17 protein-coding genes are annotated in these 18,429 nt (G+C 72.4%); 9 read left to right on the top strand and 8 right to left on the bottom strand.

Annotated elements, in window-relative coordinates; genetic code table 11:
• The first annotated feature begins 75 nt into the window (after positions 1-75).
• Positions 76-1,371 (top strand): acetyl-CoA C-acetyltransferase, encoded by a 1,296-nt coding sequence (locus tag ACQ1X7_RS12620; RefSeq protein WP_432478551.1) that lies wholly within the window; start codon positions 76-78, stop codon positions 1,369-1,371.
• Between the two features lie 110 nt (positions 1,372-1,481).
• On the opposite strand, the gene ACQ1X7_RS12615 is transcribed toward ACQ1X7_RS12620, so the two are convergent.
• Together ACQ1X7_RS12615 and ACQ1X7_RS12610 are read right to left on the bottom strand one after the other, a co-directional pair.
• Positions 1,482-2,174 (bottom strand): TetR/AcrR family transcriptional regulator, encoded by a 693-nt coding sequence (locus ACQ1X7_RS12615; protein ID WP_432478550.1) that lies wholly within the window; start codon positions 2,172-2,174, stop codon positions 1,482-1,484.
• Positions 2,175-2,229: 55 nt separating this feature from the next.
• Positions 2,230-3,756, bottom strand: coding sequence for an ATP-dependent DNA ligase (locus ACQ1X7_RS12610; protein ID WP_432478549.1), 1,527 nt, complete (start codon positions 3,754-3,756; stop codon positions 2,230-2,232).
• Positions 3,757-3,933: 177 nt separating this feature from the next.
• Here ACQ1X7_RS12610 and ACQ1X7_RS12605 point away from each other — a divergent pair, with 177 nt between their 5' ends.
• A complete protein-coding gene (locus ACQ1X7_RS12605) occupies positions 3,934-5,559 on the top strand; it encodes a hypothetical protein (protein ID WP_432478548.1) in 1,626 nt (541 codons plus the stop codon).
• A gap of 16 nt (positions 5,560-5,575) precedes the next feature.
• On the opposite strand, the gene ACQ1X7_RS12600 is transcribed toward ACQ1X7_RS12605, so the two are convergent.
• Positions 5,576-6,445 (bottom strand): tryptophan 2,3-dioxygenase, encoded by an 870-nt coding sequence (locus ACQ1X7_RS12600; RefSeq protein ID WP_432478547.1) that lies wholly within the window; start codon positions 6,443-6,445, stop codon positions 5,576-5,578.
• 99 nt (positions 6,446-6,544) lie between these two features.
• Here ACQ1X7_RS12600 and ACQ1X7_RS12595 point away from each other — a divergent pair, with 99 nt between their 5' ends.
• From ACQ1X7_RS12595 to ACQ1X7_RS12585, 3 genes are all read left to right on the top strand, one after another.
• Positions 6,545-7,489, top strand: coding sequence for a DNA-3-methyladenine glycosylase family protein (locus ACQ1X7_RS12595; RefSeq protein ID WP_432478546.1), 945 nt, complete (start codon positions 6,545-6,547; stop codon positions 7,487-7,489).
• A gap of 90 nt (positions 7,490-7,579) precedes the next feature.
• Positions 7,580-9,259: an FAD-dependent oxidoreductase gene (locus tag ACQ1X7_RS12590; protein WP_432478545.1), complete on the top strand. Its 1,680-nt coding sequence runs from the start codon at positions 7,580-7,582 to the stop codon at positions 9,257-9,259.
• A complete protein-coding gene (locus ACQ1X7_RS12585; RefSeq protein WP_432478544.1) occupies positions 9,256-10,128 on the top strand; it encodes a hypothetical protein in 873 nt (290 codons plus the stop codon). Before ACQ1X7_RS12590 ends, ACQ1X7_RS12585 begins: the two co-directional genes overlap by 4 nt.
• On the opposite strand, the gene ACQ1X7_RS12580 is transcribed toward ACQ1X7_RS12585, so the two are convergent.
• The 3 genes from ACQ1X7_RS12580 to ACQ1X7_RS12570 all read right to left on the bottom strand — a co-directional run bounded on the left by ACQ1X7_RS12580 (position 10,088) and on the right by ACQ1X7_RS12570 (position 12,889).
• Positions 10,088-11,284, bottom strand: coding sequence for a phospholipase D-like domain-containing protein (locus ACQ1X7_RS12580; RefSeq protein WP_432478765.1), 1,197 nt, complete (start codon positions 11,282-11,284; stop codon positions 10,088-10,090). The genes ACQ1X7_RS12585 and ACQ1X7_RS12580 overlap by 41 nt on opposite strands.
• A 73-nt stretch (positions 11,285-11,357) precedes the next feature.
• Complete coding sequence (locus tag ACQ1X7_RS12575; protein WP_432478543.1) at positions 11,358-12,113, bottom strand: class I SAM-dependent methyltransferase; 756 nt, start codon at positions 12,111-12,113, stop codon at positions 11,358-11,360.
• Between the two features lie 38 nt (positions 12,114-12,151).
• Complete coding sequence (locus tag ACQ1X7_RS12570) at positions 12,152-12,889, bottom strand: SDR family NAD(P)-dependent oxidoreductase (RefSeq protein WP_432478542.1); 738 nt, start codon at positions 12,887-12,889, stop codon at positions 12,152-12,154.
• 66 nt (positions 12,890-12,955) lie between these two features.
• Between ACQ1X7_RS12570 and uvrB the strand changes: the two genes are divergently transcribed.
• The 3 genes from uvrB (at position 12,956) to ACQ1X7_RS12555 (ending at position 16,114) form a co-directional block, all read left to right on the top strand.
• Complete coding sequence (gene uvrB / locus ACQ1X7_RS12565) at positions 12,956-15,076, top strand: excinuclease ABC subunit UvrB (protein WP_432478541.1); 2,121 nt, start codon at positions 12,956-12,958, stop codon at positions 15,074-15,076.
• A gap of 116 nt (positions 15,077-15,192) precedes the next feature.
• A complete protein-coding gene (locus ACQ1X7_RS12560) occupies positions 15,193-15,744 on the top strand; it encodes a hemerythrin domain-containing protein (RefSeq protein ID WP_432478540.1) in 552 nt (183 codons plus the stop codon).
• 4 nt (positions 15,745-15,748) lie between these two features.
• Positions 15,749-16,114, top strand: a complete 366-nt coding sequence (locus ACQ1X7_RS12555) for an MmcQ/YjbR family DNA-binding protein (RefSeq protein ID WP_432478539.1) — start codon at positions 15,749-15,751, stop codon at positions 16,112-16,114.
• Between the two features lie 4 nt (positions 16,115-16,118).
• Here the strand turns inward: ACQ1X7_RS12555 and ACQ1X7_RS12550 are convergent, their stop codons facing one another.
• Complete coding sequence (locus ACQ1X7_RS12550) at positions 16,119-16,790, bottom strand: ion channel (RefSeq protein WP_432478538.1); 672 nt, start codon at positions 16,788-16,790, stop codon at positions 16,119-16,121.
• On the bottom strand, positions 16,787-17,329 hold the full coding sequence (locus ACQ1X7_RS12545) for a DUF1707 SHOCT-like domain-containing protein (protein ID WP_432478537.1): 543 nt from the start codon (positions 17,327-17,329) through the stop codon (positions 16,787-16,789). Before ACQ1X7_RS12545 ends, ACQ1X7_RS12550 begins: the two co-directional genes overlap by 4 nt.
• 88 nt (positions 17,330-17,417) lie before the next feature.
• Between ACQ1X7_RS12545 and ACQ1X7_RS12540 the strand changes: the two genes are divergently transcribed.
• Positions 17,418-18,386: an NAD(P)/FAD-dependent oxidoreductase gene (locus tag ACQ1X7_RS12540; protein WP_432478536.1), complete on the top strand. Its 969-nt coding sequence runs from the start codon at positions 17,418-17,420 to the stop codon at positions 18,384-18,386.
• Positions 18,387-18,429 lie beyond the last annotated feature (43 nt).

The raw sequence follows: 18,429 nt of genomic DNA, 5'->3' as shown, positions 1-18,429 counted from the left end.
AACGTGAACCAGGCCTCACGTGACCTGGAACTCAGTCCGTTTCCGCTGAGGCTACTCGCGAGTCACAATGGGGGCATGCAGACCACCGCTCGCCGGGTCGCCGTCGTCGGCGGCAACCGGATCCCCTTCGCCCGGTCCAACACCGCGTACGCCGACGCGTCCAACCAGGAGATGCTCACCGCCGCCGTCGACGGGCTCGTGAACCGCTTCGGCCTGCAGGGGGAGCGGCTCGGCGAGGTGGTCGCCGGGGCGGTGCTCAAGCACTCCCGCGACTTCAACCTGACCCGGGAGGCGGTGCTCGGCTCCCGGCTGTCGGCCGAGACGCCCGCGACGGACGTCCAGCAGGCGTGCGGCACCGGTCTGCAGGCGGCGATCCAGGTGGTCAACAAGATCGCGCTGGGCCAGATCGACGCGGGCATCGCCGGCGGCACCGACACCACCTCCGACGCGCCGGTCGCGATCAGCGACAAGCTCCGCCGGAAGCTGATGAGGGTCAACGCCGCCAGGGACACCGCGGGCAGGCTGAAGGCGCTCGCCGCGATCCGACCCACCGACATCGGCCTCGACATCCCGCAGAACGGCGAGCCCCGGACCCGGCTCTCGATGGGCGAGCACGCCGCGCTCACCGCGCTGGAGTGGCAGGTGGGCCGCGAGGAGCAGGACGAGCTGGCCGCCGCCTCCCACCAGCGGCTCGCCGCGGCGTACGACGCGGGCTTCCTCGACGACCTGGTCACCCCCTTCCGTGGGCTCGAGCGCGACAACAACCTGCGGCCCGACTCGAGCGTGGAGAAGCTCGCGAAGCTCAAGCCGGTGTTCGGCAAGGGCGAGGCGGCCACGATGACCGCCGGCAACTCCACGCCGCTGACCGACGGCGCCTCGGCCGTGCTGCTGGCGTCGGAGGAGTGGGCCGCCGAGCGCGAGCTGCCGACACTGGCCTTCGTGCGCGCCTACGAGACCGCCGCGGTCGACTACGTCCACGGTGCCGAGGGGCTGCTGATGGCCCCGGCGTACGCCGTCGCACGGATGCTCCAGCGCGAGGGGCTCACCCTCCAGGACTTCGACTTCTACGAGATCCACGAGGCGTTCGCCTCGCAGGTGCTGTCGACGCTGAAGGCGTGGGAGGACCCGATCTTCTGCAAGGAGCGGCTCGGCCTCGACGCCCCGCTGGGAGCGATCGACCGGGCCAGGCTCAACGTGAACGGCTCCTCGCTCGCCGCCGGCCACCCGTTCGCCGCCACCGGCGGCCGGATCCTCGCGACCGCGGCCAAGCTGATCGACGAGAAGGACCGCGCCGACGGACAGGGCGGCCGCTGCCTGATCTCGATCTGTGCCGCCGGTGGCCAGGGCGTCGTCGCGATCCTCGAGAAGTAGCCGGCCTGATCGTCGAGTTGGGCCTCGCTCGGCCTTGAGTTGGGCCTCGCTCGGGAGCCGCGCCCAACTGGACCCCGGCCGCGCCCAACTCGACCCCTGGCGCGCCCAACTCAACCTCGGGGACGGGTGGCGAGGGCGAGGGCGCTGGCGACCAGGTGGTCGCGCACCTGCGCGGGGGAGACCTGGCCGACCGTCGGTACGCCGGGCGCGGCCTCACGCACCTGGAACCCCACCCGCGCCAGCTGCAGCGCCCCCAGGCCGCTCGCGTAGAGCATGTTGGCCAGCAGCACCGGGTCGTCGACGGTGAAGTCGCCGGACTCGACGCCTGCCTCGAGCGCCGACTCGACCACCGCGAGACAGGTCGAGATGGCGCGGCCGAGCCGGTAGACCGCCGACTCCGACATCTCGTCGAGCAGCTCGGGGCCGCTGCGCCGCATCAGGGTCTGCGCCGTGTCGACGAACGCCGGGTGGGCGACGCCGTAGTCGGCGAACGCCGTGGTGATCCGGGTCAGCCGGTCCGCCGGGTCGCCACCCGCAGCGTCCGCCGCGGCCAGGGCCACGCGCAGCTCGTCGAGGTACTCGACCAGGGTCAGCGCGAACAGCTCCTCCTTGCCGGTGAAGTGCCGGTAGACGATCGCCCGGTTGACCCCGACGGCGTGCGCGATCTGGTCGATCTGGGCGTCCCGCACCCCGCTCTCGTCGAACAGCCGGCGGGTCGCGGAGATGATCTCGGCCTCCCGCCTGCGCCGCCGGGCGGCCGCCGCCGTACGCCGTCCGTCCGCCCCGGGTGCGCGCTCCGCCATGCCGGTCAGGCTAGGGCAACTCGGAGTTGCACACGGGTGACCGTCGTCTCGACGGTCACGCCGGCGGCGCCGACATCGACCGCACGGTCTCGATCGTGTCGGCCTCGGCGGCCGTCTTGTCGTCGCGGTAGCGGACCACCCGGGCGAAGCGGAGCGCGAGTCCGCCGGGGTAGCGGGTGGACCGCTGGAGGCCGTCGAAGGCGATCTCGACGACCTGCTCGGGCCGCACTGGGACCACCCAGTCCGCCGAGGGGTCGTCGACGGTCGCCAGCCCGGTGAACCGCTCGGTCTGCCAGGCCAGCATCTCGTCGGTCATGCCCTTGAAGGTCTTGCCGAGCATCACGAAGCCGTCCGACTCCGGGTCGCGGGCGCCGAGGTGGATGTTGGAGAGCCACCCCTTGCGCCGGCCCGATCCCCACTCGACGGCGAGCACCACCAGGTCGAGGGTGTGGACCGGCTTGGCCTTGACCCAGCCTGCCCCGCGACGCCCGGCGGCGTACGGCGCACCGAGCGACTTGACCACCACGCCCTCGTGACCGCGGGCGACGACGTCGTCGGCGAAGGCCTGCGCCTCGGCGGGGTCGGACGTCTCGATCCGGGGCACGAGCGACGAGGCCGGCACCAGCGCCTCGAGGGCCGCCACCCGCTCGGACCCCGGGGCGTCGAGCAGGTCGCGGCCGTCGACATGCAGCAGGTCGAAGAAGTACGCCGTGACGGCGACCCCTGCGTCCATCGCGGTGCGTGACGCCGTCTCCTGGAACGGCCGCGGGCGGCCGTCGTCGTCGAGGGCGATCGCCTCGCCGTCGAGCACGAACGAGGTGGCGGGGAGGGACCGGGCCAGCGACACGACCTCGGGCAGCCGGTGGGTGATGTCGTCGAGGCTGCGGGTGGCGACGACCACGTCGTCGCCGGCGCGGTGGACCTGGATCCGGATGCCGTCCAGCTTGGTGTCGACCGACACCGGCACGCCGTCCGGCGAGGCCTTGGCCATCGCAGCGGTCACGTCGGGTGCGCTGGCGGCCAGCATCGGGAGCACCGGCCGGCCGACCTCCAGCCCGATCGCGGCCAGCGCCTCCTCGCCGTCGAACGCGGTCCCGGCGACCGCGATCGTGGAGCCGGCGAGCATCGCAGCGCGTCGTACGGCGGCGACGGGCACCCCGGCCGCCACGGCCAGCGCCTCCTGCACCTGCGCGTCGAGGGCACCCTGCCGGAGCTCGCCGGTCACCAGCCCACCCAGCCACCGCTGCTCCTCGGCCGTGGCGCGGCCGAACAGGTCGGCCACCGCGTCGGCCCGCGCCTGCTGGGAGCCCGATCCCTCGAGGGCGGCGAGCCGGTCGAAGGCGTCGTGCACCTCGCGCACCCTCAGCGACGGCTGGTCGGCCGGCGGGGGCAGGTTCCGCAGGCCGCGCCAGCCCAGGCCGGTCCGTCGCTGGAGCAGCGACCCGGCCAGGTAGGAGGTGACCAGCGGGAGCTCGGAGCGGTCGGCGCCGGCCAGGGCCTCGGCCAGGGCCGCCACCTTGGTCTTCCGCGAGCGGGTCGCGGCGACCTGCGCGGAGGTCGAGACCAGCTCGTCGATCAGCACGCCGGCCAGTCTGTCGTGCGTACCCAATTCTGGGGAAGTTCCTCGCGGCCGGTCCGCCGGTTCCGGGCACCGCCGGACACTGGCGCCCGGTGGCCCGGTGGCCGCGCCGGTCGTGCCACCTGCCGCCCGGAGGCACTCGTGCGCGGTTCGTCGACCAGGCGTGGTCTCACCCTCCTGATGGTCCTCGGCGTCCTGCTGATGCCGACCACGGCCCGGGCCGCGGACCCGGTGTTCCAGGCCACGCCCGCCCCGGGATGGACCGTGAACAACGGGGTGGTCTACGCGATCACCACGATCGGGAACACCACGGTCGTCGGCGGCACGTTCACCCAGGTGCGCAACCCGGCCACGGGTCAGGTCGTCACCCGCAACCGCATCGCCGCCTTCGACCGGCTGAGCGGGGCCCTGCTCCCGACGTTCGCAGGTGGCGCCAACAACGGCATCCGGGCGCTCGAGAACGACGGCACCCGGGTGTTCGCGGCCGGCGACTTCACCACCATCGGCGGGGTCGCCCGGACGCGGGTCGCCGCGCTCGACGGCTCCACCGGTGCCACGATCGGCGCGTTCAACGCCAACGCCAACGCCACCGTCCGTGCCCTCGAGTACGACTCGGGCACCCTCTACCTCGGCGGTGTCTTCAGCAGGATGAACGGGGCCGCCCGCCCGAAGCTCGCGGCCGTCGACGCGGCGAACGGCGCCCTGCGGACCGGCTTCGCCTCCAACGCGGACCGGACCGTGTTCTCCCTGGCGAGGATCCCCGGGACCTCCACGCTGGCCGTCGGCGGCAACTTCACCACGCTCGGAGGGACCACGCGACGGTTCCTCGGAAGTGTGTCGACGACCTCGGGAGCGGTCACCGGCTGGACACCTCCCCAGGACTGCTCCACCTGCTTCGTGCTGGGTCTCGACGCGCGCTCCGACCTCGTCTACGGCGCCGTGGCAGGTCCGGGCGGCCGCGCCTCCGCCTGGGGCACGACCACCGGCACCCGACGGTGGAGCCAGCACGGCGACGGCGACGTGCAGGCCGTCCGCCTCGTCGGCGACACCCTGTACGCCGGTGGGCACTACGCGCCCCAGTTCGGGGCGGCGGGCGGAGCCCAGCTGCAGCGCAGCAACATCGCCGCCATGGACGCGGCGACCGGCCAGGTGCTGCCCTGGGCGCCGTTGCTCGGCGGGACGTCGTTCGGCGTGTGGGCCATCGACGGCGACGCGGACGCGCTGTGGGTGGGCGGGGGCTTCACCCGGGTCCAGGGGCAGGCCGGCCACGAGCGGATCACGCACTTCCTCGTGCAGTCGGGCGGCACGCCGTCCCAGACGCTGGTCGAGGCGGACGCGACCTGGCGCTACCACGACAGCGGCCCGACCGACCTCGGCACGGCGTGGCGCGACCCGGCGTACGACGACGCCGCCTGGCCCCAGGGCGCGGCCCAGCTGGGCTTCGGTGACGGCGACGAGTCGACCACCCTCACGCCTGGCCGGATCACCTACTACTTCCGGCACCGCTTCGAGGTCTCCGACCCGGGCCAGGTCCAGTCGCTCGTGCTCGACCTCGTCCGGGACGACGGCATCGTGGTCTACCTCAACGGCGTGGAGGTGGCGCGTGACAACCTGCCGGCCGGCACGGTCACGGCTACCACCCAGGCGCCGGTCGCGATCGCGGGCACCGACGAGAGCACGTGGCAGACCCGGACCCTCAGCCCCGGCCTGCTGAACCCGGGCACCAACGTGGTCGCGGTCGAGGTGCACCAGAGCAGCCTCGGGTCCAGCGACGTGTCCTTCGCGGCGAGGCTCAACGCCTCCTGACCCGCGGACCCGCGGGTCAGCCGCCGACGCGGGTGCGCACCTCGTAGAGCTCGGGGAAGAAGGTGAGGTCCAGCGCGCGCCGGAGGAACGCCACGCCCGACGAGCCTCCCGTCCCGCTCTTCTGGCCGATGGTGCGCTGCACCACCTGCAGATGGCGGAACCGCCACTCCTGGAAGTTGTCCTCGAGGTCGACGAGCTCCTCGCAGGTCTCGTAGACGCCCCAGTGCTCCTCCGGAGCGGCGTAGACGGTGGCGAACAGGTCGACCAGCCCGGCGTGCAGCCGGTGGCGCACCGCCCAGTCGCGGTTGACCAGCTCGACGGGGACGGCGTACCCGCTGCGCGCGAGGAATCGCAGGAACTCGTCGTAGAGCGACGGCTCGTGGAGCAGCTGGGTCAGCGCCTGCTGCGCGGCCGGGTCGTGGGCGTGCACCGGCACCATGTCGGCGTCCTTGTTGCCCAGCAGGAACTCGACCTCCCGGTACTGCGCCGACTGGAAGCCCGACGAGGTCGCCAGGAACGGCCGGATCTCGGCGTACTCGCTCGGGGTCATGGTCGCCAGCACCGACCACTGGTCGGTGAGCGTGTGCTGGATGTGCTTGACCCGGGCCAGTCGCTTGAGCGCCGGGGCGAGGTCGTCGGCGGCCAGCAGGCTGCGCGCGGAGCGCAGCTCGTGGACCATCAGCTTCAGCCACAGCTCACTGGTCTGGTGCTGGATGATGAACAGCAGCTCGTCGTGCATCGGGGGGTCGCTCTGCGGCCGCTGGGCCGAGAGCAGCTGGTCGAGGCACAGGTAGTCGCCGTAGGACATCTGCTGCCGGAAGTCGGTCTCGATGCCGGCCTCGAGGTCGCGTCGAACAGGGTGGTCGGGACGGTCGGGTGCGGGCACGATCCGACCCTACTCACGCCGCGCCGGAGGGTCGACCGGGGGAATCTTCACGTCCGGAGACCTGAACAGCGGTGGGTGCCGTGGCCTACCCTCCGGAGTGTGGACTCCCTGAGCGACCTCGCCGGCCCCCGTGGCCGCACGCGCCTGTGGGAGCCCTCGTGGCCGGTCCCGGTCGGCGCGGTGATGTCCCAGCAGCGGCACGGCGGCAGCGACCCCACCTACAAGGTCGACTTCCAGGGCCGCCACTGGCGCGGCCTGCGAACGCCCGAGGGCGAGGCCACCCTGATGGTCGAGAGCCAGCTGCGCGACGGCGCCGTCTACGCCGCGGCCTGGGGTGAGGGCGCCGACTGGGCCCTCGAGTCCGTGCCGGGCCTGCTCGGCGCCGACGACGACCCCTCGGGGTTCGTGGCCCACCACCAGGTCATCGCCGACGTCTGGCGCCACCACCGCGACTGGCGGATCGGTCGCAGCGGGCTGGTCATGGAGGCCCTGGTCCCGGCGATCATCGAGCAGAAGGTGACCGGGCAGGAGGCGTTCGCCGGCTTCCGCAACCTGGTCCACCGCTGGGGCAACCGGGCCCCCGGCCCCGGGCACGACCTCGGGGTGTGGGTGCAGCCGGACCCCCAGACGCTGCGGGGGATCCCGTCGTGGGAGTGGCTCAAGCTCCACATCGACCCGGCCCGCTCCAAGGCCGTCGTGATGGCGGCGCGGGTGGCCCACGCGATCGAGCGGACCCTCACCATGGCCCCCGACGAGGCCGACCGGGCGCTGCAGTCGCTGCCGGGGATCGGCCGCTGGACCAGTGCGGAAGTCCGCCAGCGGGCGATGGGCGACCCCGACGCGGTGTCGTTCGGCGACTACCACGTCGCCAAGGACATCGGCTGGGCACTCACCGGCGCGGCGTTCGACGACGACGAGCTCGAGCAGTGCCTGGAGCCCTACCGCCCCCACAGAGGGCGGGTCCAGCACCTCGTGGCGCTCGCCGGGCTCCACCGCCCGCGGCTGGGCCCCCGGATGGCTCCCCGCACCCACCTGCCCGCCTGACCGAGCGGCAAACGTCCTCGCGCGCGGCGGGCGCCGCGAGTACCGTGCTGCGGGAAGTTCAGCGGGTCCGCCGGGGAGGGGGGAGCGGCCATGGACGACGGCGTGCCGGTGATGCTGCTGGCGACGACCGACGCCGGCTCACGCGAGGTGCTCGGGCCCGAGCTCCGCCGGCGGTACGGGGCCGACTACGAGGTGGTCGTGTGCGCCGACTACGGGCACGCCCGCGCGGTGCTCGAGGGGCTGCGCCGGTGGGGTCGCCAGGTGGCCATGATCGTCGGGTGCTACGGCCCCGACGACCGGGAGGGCCTCGACTTCCTGCGCAAGGCGCGGGCGCTGCAGCCGGCCGCCAAGCGGGCGGTGACGGTCGTCTGGGGCGACTTCGCGAGCGCACCGCGGGTCTTCGCGGCGATCGGCCAGGGGCACGCCGACCTGCTGCTCGTGCGGCCCGAGCGCACCCGGGACGAGGAGTTCCACGGGGCCGTGACCGACGCCCTCGACGACTGGCACCTCGCCCAGGGAGTCGGCTTCGAGGCGGTCCGGCTGATCGGGGAGTCCCGCGACGAGCGCACCCACTCGCTGCGCGACAGCTTCGGTCGCAACCACGTCCCGGTGGCCCTCCACCAGGTCGGGACCGACGCGACCGACCGGATGCTGGCCGCACTCGGCCTGGAGGACCCCGAGCTGCCCGTCGTCGTCCTGTCCTTCACGAGCCCACCGACGACCCTCGTGAACCCCAGCGACCTCGAGATCGCCGAGGCCTTCGGCCTGATGGCGCCGATGCCGGACGACCGGGTCTACGACGTCGTGGTGGTCGGGGCCGGCCCGTCCGGGCTGGCCGCCGCGGTGTACGCCTCGTCCGAGGGCCTCTCGACCCTGGTCGTCGAGCAGCAGGCGGTCGGCGGCCAGGCCGGCACCAGCTCGCTGATCCGCAACTACCCGGGCTTCTCCCGCGGGGTGAGCGGGTCCCACCTCGCGGTCCGCTCCTTCCAGCAGGCGTGGAGCTTCGGCACCGAGTACTCCTTCATGCGCCAGGTCGAGGGGTTGGGCGTCGACGGCGACCTGCGGACGGTGACGATGTCCGACGGGAGCACCGTGCGTGCCCGCACCGTCGTGGTGGCCAGCGGTGTCGACTACCGCCGGCTCGACGTCCCCGAGCTCGAGCGGCTCCTGGGACGCGGGGTCTTCTACGGCGCCGCGGTGTCCGAGGCGCCGTCGATGACGGGGGAGCAGGTCGCGGTCATCGGCGGCGGCAACTCCGCCGGGCAGGCGGCTCTCCACCTCGCCAAGTACGCCAGGCACGTGACGCTGCTGGTCCGCGGACCGTCGCTCGCCGCGAGCATGTCGGAGTACCTGATCGAGCAGCTGGACGCGACCCGCAACGTGTCGATCCGCTACCGGACCGCGGTGCACGGCGGTCGCGAGGTCGACGACTGCCTGGCCGGGATCACGGTCGGCCCCCCGGACGGCGACGAGCGCGAGGAGCTCGCCGTGGTCGGGCTCTTCGTCCTGATCGGCTCGGTGCCCCGGACCGCGTGGCTCCCCGAGGAGGTACGGCGCGACGAGTCCGGCTTCCTCTGGACCGGGCCCGACCGCGAGCCGGCCGAGGGCGGCGACGGCGCGATGCGTCGTCCGCTGGAGACCACGCTCCCCGGCGTCTTCGCGATCGGCGACGTCCGGGCCGGCTCGATCAAGCGGGTGGCCACCGCGGTCGGTGACGGAGCAGCGGTGATCTCGCTCATCCACGGCTACCTCGCCGAGCACGCGGGATGAACACCGTCGCCGACGTGCCGCTCGCCCCGGCCATGCGTCGCCTGCTCCTGCTGGCTGCGGTGCTGGTGTTCCTCGCCGGGCTCCAGCTCTACCTGTTCCCGCTCCGGACCGCCGACTGGTTCGCGTGGACCATCGACGCGCCCATGACGGCGGTGTTCCTGGGGGCGTCGTACTGGTCCAGCGCGGTCCTCGAGGTCGCCGGGGCCCGCGCCCGCGACTGGAACGAGGCGCGTCTCGCGGTGTGGACCGTGCTGGTGTTCACGACGCTGACGCTCGTGGTCACGCTGGTCCACCTCGACAAGTTCCACCTCGGGGCGGAGAACCCGACCAGCGCGCGGGTGGTGACCGTCGGCTGGCTGGCGGTGTACGCCGTCGTGCCGGTCGTGATGGTGACCCTGGCCTGGCTGCAGACCCGGCAGGCACGTACGGTCGGCGCCCGGTCCCGCGCCCGACGGCGACCCCCCGCCGGCCTGCGGGCCCTGCTGGTCGCGATCGCGGTCGTGCTGCTCGGACTCGGCGTCGCGCTGCTGCTGGTGCCGGTGGAGGCGGCCCGGCTCTGGCCGTGGCCGCTCACCGAGCTCACCGCGCGGGCCGTCGGCGCCTGGCTGGTGGGCCTGGGCTGGGCGGCCGGCCACGCCCGGCTGATCGACGACCTCCCCTCGATCCGCCCGCTCGGCTTCACGGGGTCGGCGTTCGTCGTGCTGCAGGGCGTGGCGCTGGTCCGGCACGGCGACGCCCTGGACTGGTCGGGTGCGCCGGCGGTCGGCTACCTGGTCGGCCTCGCGGCCATCGGCGTGGTCTCGGTGTGGATCCTGGCCCTCGGCCGGGTCACAGCAGCGGACGCAGGGGCGTCAGCATCGCCTCGGTGAACCGCCGGTGCAGGTCCCGTGCCTGCCACTCCGACAGGGTCAGCTCGAGGCAGTTGGTCTGGTCGAGCTGGAAGATCTCCTCCAGCGCCCTCGCGAACGACGCGTCGATCGCCTCGACGTTCACCTCGTAGTTGCCGGTGAGGCTGAGCCGGTCGATGTTGGCGGTGCCGACCGTCGACCAGGTGCCGTCGACCGTGGCCGTCTTGGCGTGCACCATCGCGTCCTTGAACCGCAGGATCCGGACACCGGAGCGCAGCAGCTGGGTGTAGTAGCCGCGCGAGACCCAGTCGGTCACCACGTGGTTGGACTTCAGCGGCACCAGCAGCCGGACGTCGACACCCCTCCGGGCGGCCGCCTCCAGCGCCTCGACGAAGTCGGTGTCGGGCAGGAAGTAGGCCTGGGTGATCCAGATGTTGCGGCTGGCGCGGTTGATCGCCTCGAGGTACATCCCCCGGATCGGGAACATCCACAGCCGCGGCACGTTGCGGTGCACCCGGATCCGGGGCTCCCACTCGGCCGCGGTCTCGAGCAGCAGCGGCCGGGCGCTGGCGCCGAGCAGCCGTCGCCGGTTGAGGTTCCAGAAGTCGGCGAAGGTCCTCTTGAGGTCCCACACCGCCGGTCCGGTGACCCGGACGTGCGTGTCGCGCCACTCCGTGGCGTACGCCGACCCGATGTTGTAGCCGCCGACGAACGCGACCGAGTCGTCGACGACGAGGATCTTGCGGTGGTCTCGGCCGTAGCGGCGCAGGTCGAAGAACCGCCAGCCGGCGTTGTAGACCGGGTACGGGAGCACCCTCATCGACGCCGGGAAGCTCTTGAACCGGGGGGACACGACGAGGTTGGCGAAGGAGTCGTAGATGCAGTGCACCTCGACCCCGCGGTCCGCGGCGTCGGCCAGCGCCTGCTTGAACTGCTCGCCGACCGCGTCGCCCTTCCAGATGTAGCTCTCCAGCAGCACCTGCTTCTGGGCACCCGCGATCGCGGCCAGCATGGCGTCGTACAGGTCCTGGCCGAAGGTGTACGTCGTGATCGTCCCCTCGCCGACGGCCACCTCGCGCGGCGGCGTCGTCGGGAAGGGCTTGGGCTTCTTGTTGCGGCGCCGGTAGGAGTCGACGAGCGACAGGCCGATCGCGAGCGCGAGCTGGGCGCCGAGCAGGGTCAGCAACGTCCGCCGCACAGCGCGAAAGACCTGCTCCGCGACCGACGACGCCTCTGCCACGTGCCTCAATCTAGCGAGGCGTCCGCTCGGGGGTCCCGGGCAGCCGGGCGCAGAAGGTGATGTGGCCCATCAGGTAGGGGATGCCCGTGCGGTAGGCCCAGCGGTCGTAGACCTGCGCGAACGGACGGGCCGCGGTCGGCAGGTAGGGCTCGTACATGCCGGGCAGGTCCCAGCAGCGGAACTCCACGGAGGCGAACCCGGCGGCGCGGAGGTGCCGGGTCATCCGGCCGACGGTGTTGATGCGGTACTCGGTGGCGAAGTGGTAGGCCTCGACCTGGTCGGTGGGGCGCAGCCTCCGCAGCAGCGGCTCCGCGACGTGGGTGCGGGTCGCGGCCCAGGTGGCCAGCCCGAAGTAGTGCCACTTGTTCACGGTCAGCGCCATCACGGTGCCGCCCGGGCGCAGCACCCGCGCGCACGCCAGGGTGAAGCCCCGCGGGTCGGCGACGTGCTCGAGGACGAACACGCTGAACGCCAGGTCGAACGGGTCGGGATCGCCGGCGGCGTACTGCTCGAGGGTCTGGCAGTGCTGCTCGTCGAGGGTGGTGTTGTCGGCGACCGCGGGATCGGGGTCCACGCCCACCAGCTCGCCGGCACGGCGCCGGACCGGCCGCAGCTCCCCGGACAGGTTGCGCCCCGCGCCGATGTTGAGGACCCGGCCGTGGGGCGGGCACTCCTGAGCCACCCAGTGGGCGAAGCCGGCCACCGCCGCGCGCGGCGGAGGGGTCGCGAACACCTGCCGGTCGAGCCGGCCGTGGCCGAGAACCATGGTCCAGCGTGGCAGCCTGCGGGGGCCGCCGCAACGCCTCACCCGAGCAGCTCGACCACCTGTCCGGCCTCCCCGGCGGCGACGAGGTCGAGGACGGCGCGGACGACGCGCTCCGGCGGCACGAGGGGCGGCCGCGCCCGGCGCTCGGCGGGCGGCAGCGCCTCCCACTCCGCCACCGCCCGGTCGAGGCCGATCCAGCCGGGCACCACGGCCATCACCCGGGCGCGACGCCGCGTGACCGGGTCGGCCAGGGCGGTGGTGAGGCGCACCAGGCCCGCCTTGGCGGCGGCGTACTCCGGGGAGCCGTAGCCGTCGGTGCCGACCGCGGCGCTGGAGGCGATGTTGACGACCGCGGGGGCGGCGTCGGGCTCGTCCGCAGCCGGCAGGTCGGTCAGGAACAGCTGGGTCAGCAGCATCGGGGTGCGCAGGTTCAGGTCGAGGGTGCGGGACCACGCCTCGGGCGTCGCGTCGGGGAACTGGGCGTCGCCGGGCGTCCAGCCGCCGGCGTTGTTGACGAGGACGTCGGCGCCGCCGAGGTCGCGGGCCCTGGCGGCGAGCAGCCGGACGTCGTCGTCGACGGTCAGGTCGGCCTGCACCGGCCACGCCTGGACGCGGGCCTCGCGCACGAGGCCTGCGGTCACCTCCGCGGCGGCGAGGTCGCGGTCGGCGACCACCACCCGGACGCCGAGGCGCGCCAGCCCGACCGCGAGCTCTCGGCCGAGGCCCGACCCGGCGCCGGTGACCACGGCCAGCTTCCAGCGCAGGCGCAGGGGCATGCTCCGCACGCTAGCCGCAGCCGCCGACGGATCCGGTTGTCGGTGGCGCGTCGTAGGCTCGACACCATGCGGCCAGTGACCGATCTCGAGCGCCGGGTGGCGCCGTTCAAGGTGGAGTCCGACTTCCAGCCGTCGGGCGACCAGCCGACCGCGATCGCCGAGATCAGCAAGCGGATCCAGGCCGGCGTCCAGGACGTCGTGCTGCTCGGCGCCACCGGCACGGGCAAGACCGCGACCGTCGCGTGGGTGGCCGAGCAGCTGCAGCGACCGGTGCTGGTGATGCAGCCCAACAAGACGCTGGCGGCCCAGTTCGCCAACGAGCTGCGCCAGCTCTTCCCCGGCAACGCGGTCGAGTACTTCGTGTCCTACTACGACTACTACCAGCCCGAGGCCTACGTCCCGCAGACCGACACCTACATCGAGAAGGACTCCTCGATCAACGAGGAGGTCGAGCGGCTGCGCCACTCGGCGACCAACAGCCTGCTGACCCGGCGTGACGTGATCGTGGTGTCGACGGTGTCCTGCATCTACGGCCTCGGCACCCCGCAGGAGTACGTCGACCGCATGGTGCGGCTGCGGGTCGGTGAGGAGCACGACCGCGACTCGATCCTCCGGCGGCTGGTCACGATCCAGTACACCCGCAACGACATGTCCTTCACGCGCGGCACGTTCCGGGTGCGCGGCGACACCCTCGAGATCTTCCCGGTCTACGAGGAGATGGCGATCCGGGTCGAGTTCTTCGGCGACGAGATCGAGCGGCTGATGACCCTCCACCCGGTCACCGGCGAGGTGCTGACCGACGACCAGGAGCTCTACATCTTCCCGGCGAGCCACTACGTCGCCGGCCCGGAGCGGATGGAGCGCGCCATCTCCGGCATCGAGGCCGAGCTCGAGGAGCAGCTGGCGACCTTCGAGCGGCAGGGGAAGATGCTCGAGGCCCAGCGGCTGCGGATGCGCACCACCTACGACATCGAGATGATGCGACAGGTCGGCTCCTGCTCCGGCATCGAGAACTACTCGATGCACATCGACGGCCGCAGCCGCGGCAGCGCACCCAACTGTCTCCTCGACTACTTCCCGGAAGACTTCGTGCTGGTCGTCGACGAGTCCCACGTCGCCGTGCCCCAGATCGGGGGGATGTACGAGGGCGACATGTCCCGCAAGCGCAACCTGGTCGACCACGGGTTCCGGCTGCCGAGCGCGATGGACAACCGGCCGCTGCGGTGGGAGGAGTTCCTCGACCGCATCGGGCAGACCATCTACCTCTCGGCGACCCCGGGCGACTACGAGCTCGACAAGGTCGGCGGCGACGCGGTCCAGCAGATCATCCGTCCGACCGGGCTGGTCGACCCCGAGGTGGTGGTCAAGTCCACCAAGGGCCAGATCGACGACCTGATCCACGAGATCAACACCCGGGTCGACAAGGGGGAGCGGATCCTGGTCACCACGCTGACCAAGAAGATGTCCGAGGACCTCACCGACTACCTGCTCGACGCCGGCATCCGCACCCGCTACCTCCACTCCGAGGTCGACACGCTCAAGAGGATCGAGCTGCTCCGCGACCTGAGGCTGGGGGAGTACGACGTCCTGGTCGGCATCAACCTGCTGCGCGAGGGCCTCGACCTGCCCGAGGTCTCGCTGGTGTCGATCCTCGACGCCGACAAGGAGGGCTTCCTGCGCAGCGACAAGTCCCTGATCCAGACCATCGGCCGCGCCGCCCGCAACGTGTCCGGCCAGGTCCACATGTACGCTGACTCGATCACCCCGTCGATGGCCGCGGCGATCGACGAGACCAACCGTCGCCGCCAGATCCAGATCGACTACAACACCGAGCACGGCATCGACCCGACCCCGCTGCGCAAGAAGATCGCCGACATCACCGAGATGCTGGCCCGCGAGGACGAGAACACCCAGGCCCTGCTGCAGACCTGGGCCGACGTCGGTGAGAAGGGCCGAGCCGGTGGCGTGAAGGCGAAGTCTCCGACCCCGTCCCTGTCGAAGCTCCACGACGACCTGCCCGACACCGCCGGCGTCCCCTCGACCGAGCTGGCCGACCTGATCCAGCAGCTCACCGAACAGATGAAGGCGGCCGCCGGCGAGCTGCAGTTCGAGGTCGCCGCCCGGCTGCGCGACGAGATCTCCGAGCTCAAGAAGGAGCTGAGGCAGATGATGGAAGCCACGAGGTGAGCGGCCCCACCCGATGACAGCCCGCCGCGCTCGAGGCCGAGGCCGCCCGCCTGGTCGGCCTCGGCCAGCCGGTCGGGTGAGCGCAGGCCAGCCGTACCCTGTCTAAGGTCGACGGCATGACTGCCATCGACCTCGGTCGTCCCACCCAGGGCGACGTCATCGACCTGATCCTCGACGACCACCGCCGGTTCGAGACGCTGCTGCGTGACCTGCGCGACGCCAGCCAGGACCGCGACGCCGTCCGGCAGGCCTTCAGCGCCCTCCACGTGGCCCACGCGCTCGCCGAGGAGCGCCACGTCTACCCCAAGCTCCGCAAGAAGCGGGCCGTGGGCGAGCACGAGGCCGAGCACGGCCAGGAGGAGCACGCCGAGGGTCACGAGGCCCTGCTCGCGGTCCTCGAGCTGTCCGGCACCGACACCCAGGCCTTCGACGACGCCGTCGAGGAGCTGGCCGCCGTGGTCAACCACCACCTCACCGAGGAGGAGCTGACCATCCTCAACCCGGCCCGCGAGGAGGTCGGCCCGCAGGTGCGCGCGCAGCTCGGCGAGGAGTTCGCCACCGAGCGCAACCGGCAGATCGACGACGGCTGCGGCTCGCTCACGCAGGTGCGGAAGATCGTCGCGGAGGCCCGCCGCGAGGGACTCCTCGACGAGGACGACGACGACTGACCACGTGGACGTCGCGCGGATGCAGGAGCACTGCCTGGCCAAGCCGGGCGCCTGGGCCGACAACCCGTGGGACCACGACCACCCGGTCGTCAAGGTCGGCCCCGGCGAGGCCGGCAAGATCTTCGCGTTCCTCGCCGCCGACGGCGTCGGTGTCAAGGGCGGACCCAGCCGTGAGGCGGCCGACGAGTGGCTCCAGCGCTACCCGGACGACGCCTCGGTGATGGCCTACATCGGCCGCTCCGGCTGGAACGACCTGTCGTTCCGGGGTGCGATCCCCGACGACGAGCTGCTCGAGGCGGTCGACGAGTCCTACCGCCTGGTCGTCGCGAAGCTGCCGCTCCGCCACCGACCCGACGGCTGGGACGCCTGAGCGGTCACGAGGGACGGTTCTCGGGGCGGACCACCGTGAGGCCCACCAGGCGCGCCACCACGAGCGCGATGTAGAACACCCCGGCCACCTGCTCGAGGATGGCGACGGAGCGAGCGTGCGGCAGCACGGGGACCACGTCGGAGAGACCGACGCTGGTCAGCTGCGCGAAGGACAGATAGAGCAGCTCGAACCACGAGCGGTCGACCGTGCCGCCGCCCGCGAACGATCCCGGGACCAGGACCTGGACGGCGACGAAGACGTAGGCGAAGCCCCAGGCGACCACGGTGAACGCGGCAGCGGTGGCGAACAGCTCGTCCCGGGTGACCTTGTCGTCGTGGAAGAGGTAGCGCAGCATCGCGTACGAGACGTAGAAGTAGAACGGCGCGTGGACCAGCGCCGAGCCCAGCAGGATCCAGTCGGTCGACTGCCAGATCGCCTCCAGGACCGAGAAGACCATGGCGGGGGGTGCCAGCAGCAGCGTCACCCAGATCAGGGCCGAGGTACGGCGTACCGCGAAGACGGCCGTGAGGACGATCGCGATCTGCACCACGCCGAGGATCGCCCGGCCCGCGACCGAGTCGGCGAGGAACGGGTAGGCGAGGATCGCGACCAGCTGGCCGACCAGCACCAGGGCGGACGGGTGGCGTCGGAGCATCCGGGTCGGCGAGTCGTTCACGGGCTCTCCTCGTCGTCCTGCTGGCGACGCTTCTCGATCTCCCTGCGCTGCCTGCGCTCGAGCCGCCCGCGGTTGTCGCGGACGATCTCGGTGCGCTGGACCTGGACCCGGCCGAGGTTCAGCAGGGCGGCCAGGGACACGAAGAGCGGCCACGGGAAGCTGCCGAAGCCGCTGGTGACCAGCCAGATCGTCCACACGATCGCCGAGACCGACAGCAGCCCCCACAGCGCCTCGCGGCGTTCCTTGCGCCACATCTCCACGGCGCGCTGGTCGAGCTCGGCGGCGGGGACCACGGCGGTCCCGGCGGCGGGCTGGCGCGTGCTGACCAGGCCCTCGAGGGGGGCGAGCAGCTCGCCGAGCGTGCGCGCGGCCTGGGTGGTGGAGGTCCGTGCGTCGAGCTCGTCGCGGTCGATCCGGCCGTCGGCGTACGCGTCGGTGAGCACGTGCAGCACCACCTCGCGGTCGGCGTCGGAGGCACGCATCTCTGCCTGTCCCGGCAGCCGTGGGTCCCGGCTGAGCGCGCCCCAGACGTCGTCCACGCCGGAATCCTAGGGCGGTGGACCCCCCGATCCGGGGAACCCGGCGTGGTGGTTGAGAACGCTCTGTCCCGCGGTGTTGGATCGACCCGTGGCGACCGACACCGACGTGCTGATCATCGGAGCTGGCCCGACGGGCCTGTACGCGGCCTACTACGCGGGGTTCCGGGGACTGCGGGTGGCCGTGGTCGACAGCCTGCCGGAGCTCGGGGGACAGGTGACGGCGATGTACCCGGAGAAGGCGATCCTGGACGTGGCCGGGTTCCCGACCGTCAAGGGCAAGGAGCTCGTGGAGGGGCTGGTCGCCCAGGCGTCCAGCGCGCGTCCCGTCTACCACCTCGACCGCACAGCCCGGACCCTGGAGCACCACGCCGACCACGTCACCATCGGCCTCGACGACGGCACGGAGATCAGCGCCGGCGCGATCATCATCACCGCCGGCATCGGCAAGTTCAGCCCGCGCCCCCTCCCGGCCGGCGACGGCTGGCTCGGGCGGGGCCTGGAGTTCTTCGTCCCGTCCTTCCAGCCGTACGTCGACAAGGACGTCGTCATCGTCGGCGGCGGCGACAGCGCCTTCGACTGGGCGCTCCACCTCGAGCCGGTGGCCCGCTCGGTGGCGCTGGTCCACCGCCGGGAGGCCTTCCGCGCCCACGAGCGCACCGTGCAGGCGGTGCGCGACAGCACGGTCGAGATCATCACCCGTGCCCAGGTCACCGCGCTGCGCGGCGACGGCGTGCTGGAGGAGGTCGAGATCAGCGTCGACAAGCAGGAGCCGGTCGTCCGGCCGACGCAGGCCGTGGTGGCCGCCCTGGGGTTCGTCGCCGACCTCGGGCCGCTGCAGGAGTGGGGGATCGAGGTCGAGAAGCGGCACGTCGTGGTCTCCTCGACGATGCAGACCAGTCTGGAGCGGGTCTTCGCTGCGGGCGACGTGACGGAGTACCCGGGCAAGGTCCGGCTGATCGCCGTCGGCTTCGGCGAGGCCGCGACCGCGGTCAACAACGCGGCCGTGGCCATCGACCCCGCCGCCCACGTGTTCCCCGGCCACTCCAGCGACGCCTGACGGACCGGCGCAGCGCGGACCCCGACTGGTCAGTAACCTTCAG

The organism is Nocardioides sp. GXQ0305 (genome assembly GCF_050880345.1).
GTDB lineage: Bacteria > Actinomycetota > Actinomycetes > Propionibacteriales > Nocardioidaceae > Nocardioides.
Note: the sequence above shows the minus strand (reverse complement) of the source record. Positions and strands in the feature narration are given on the sequence as shown.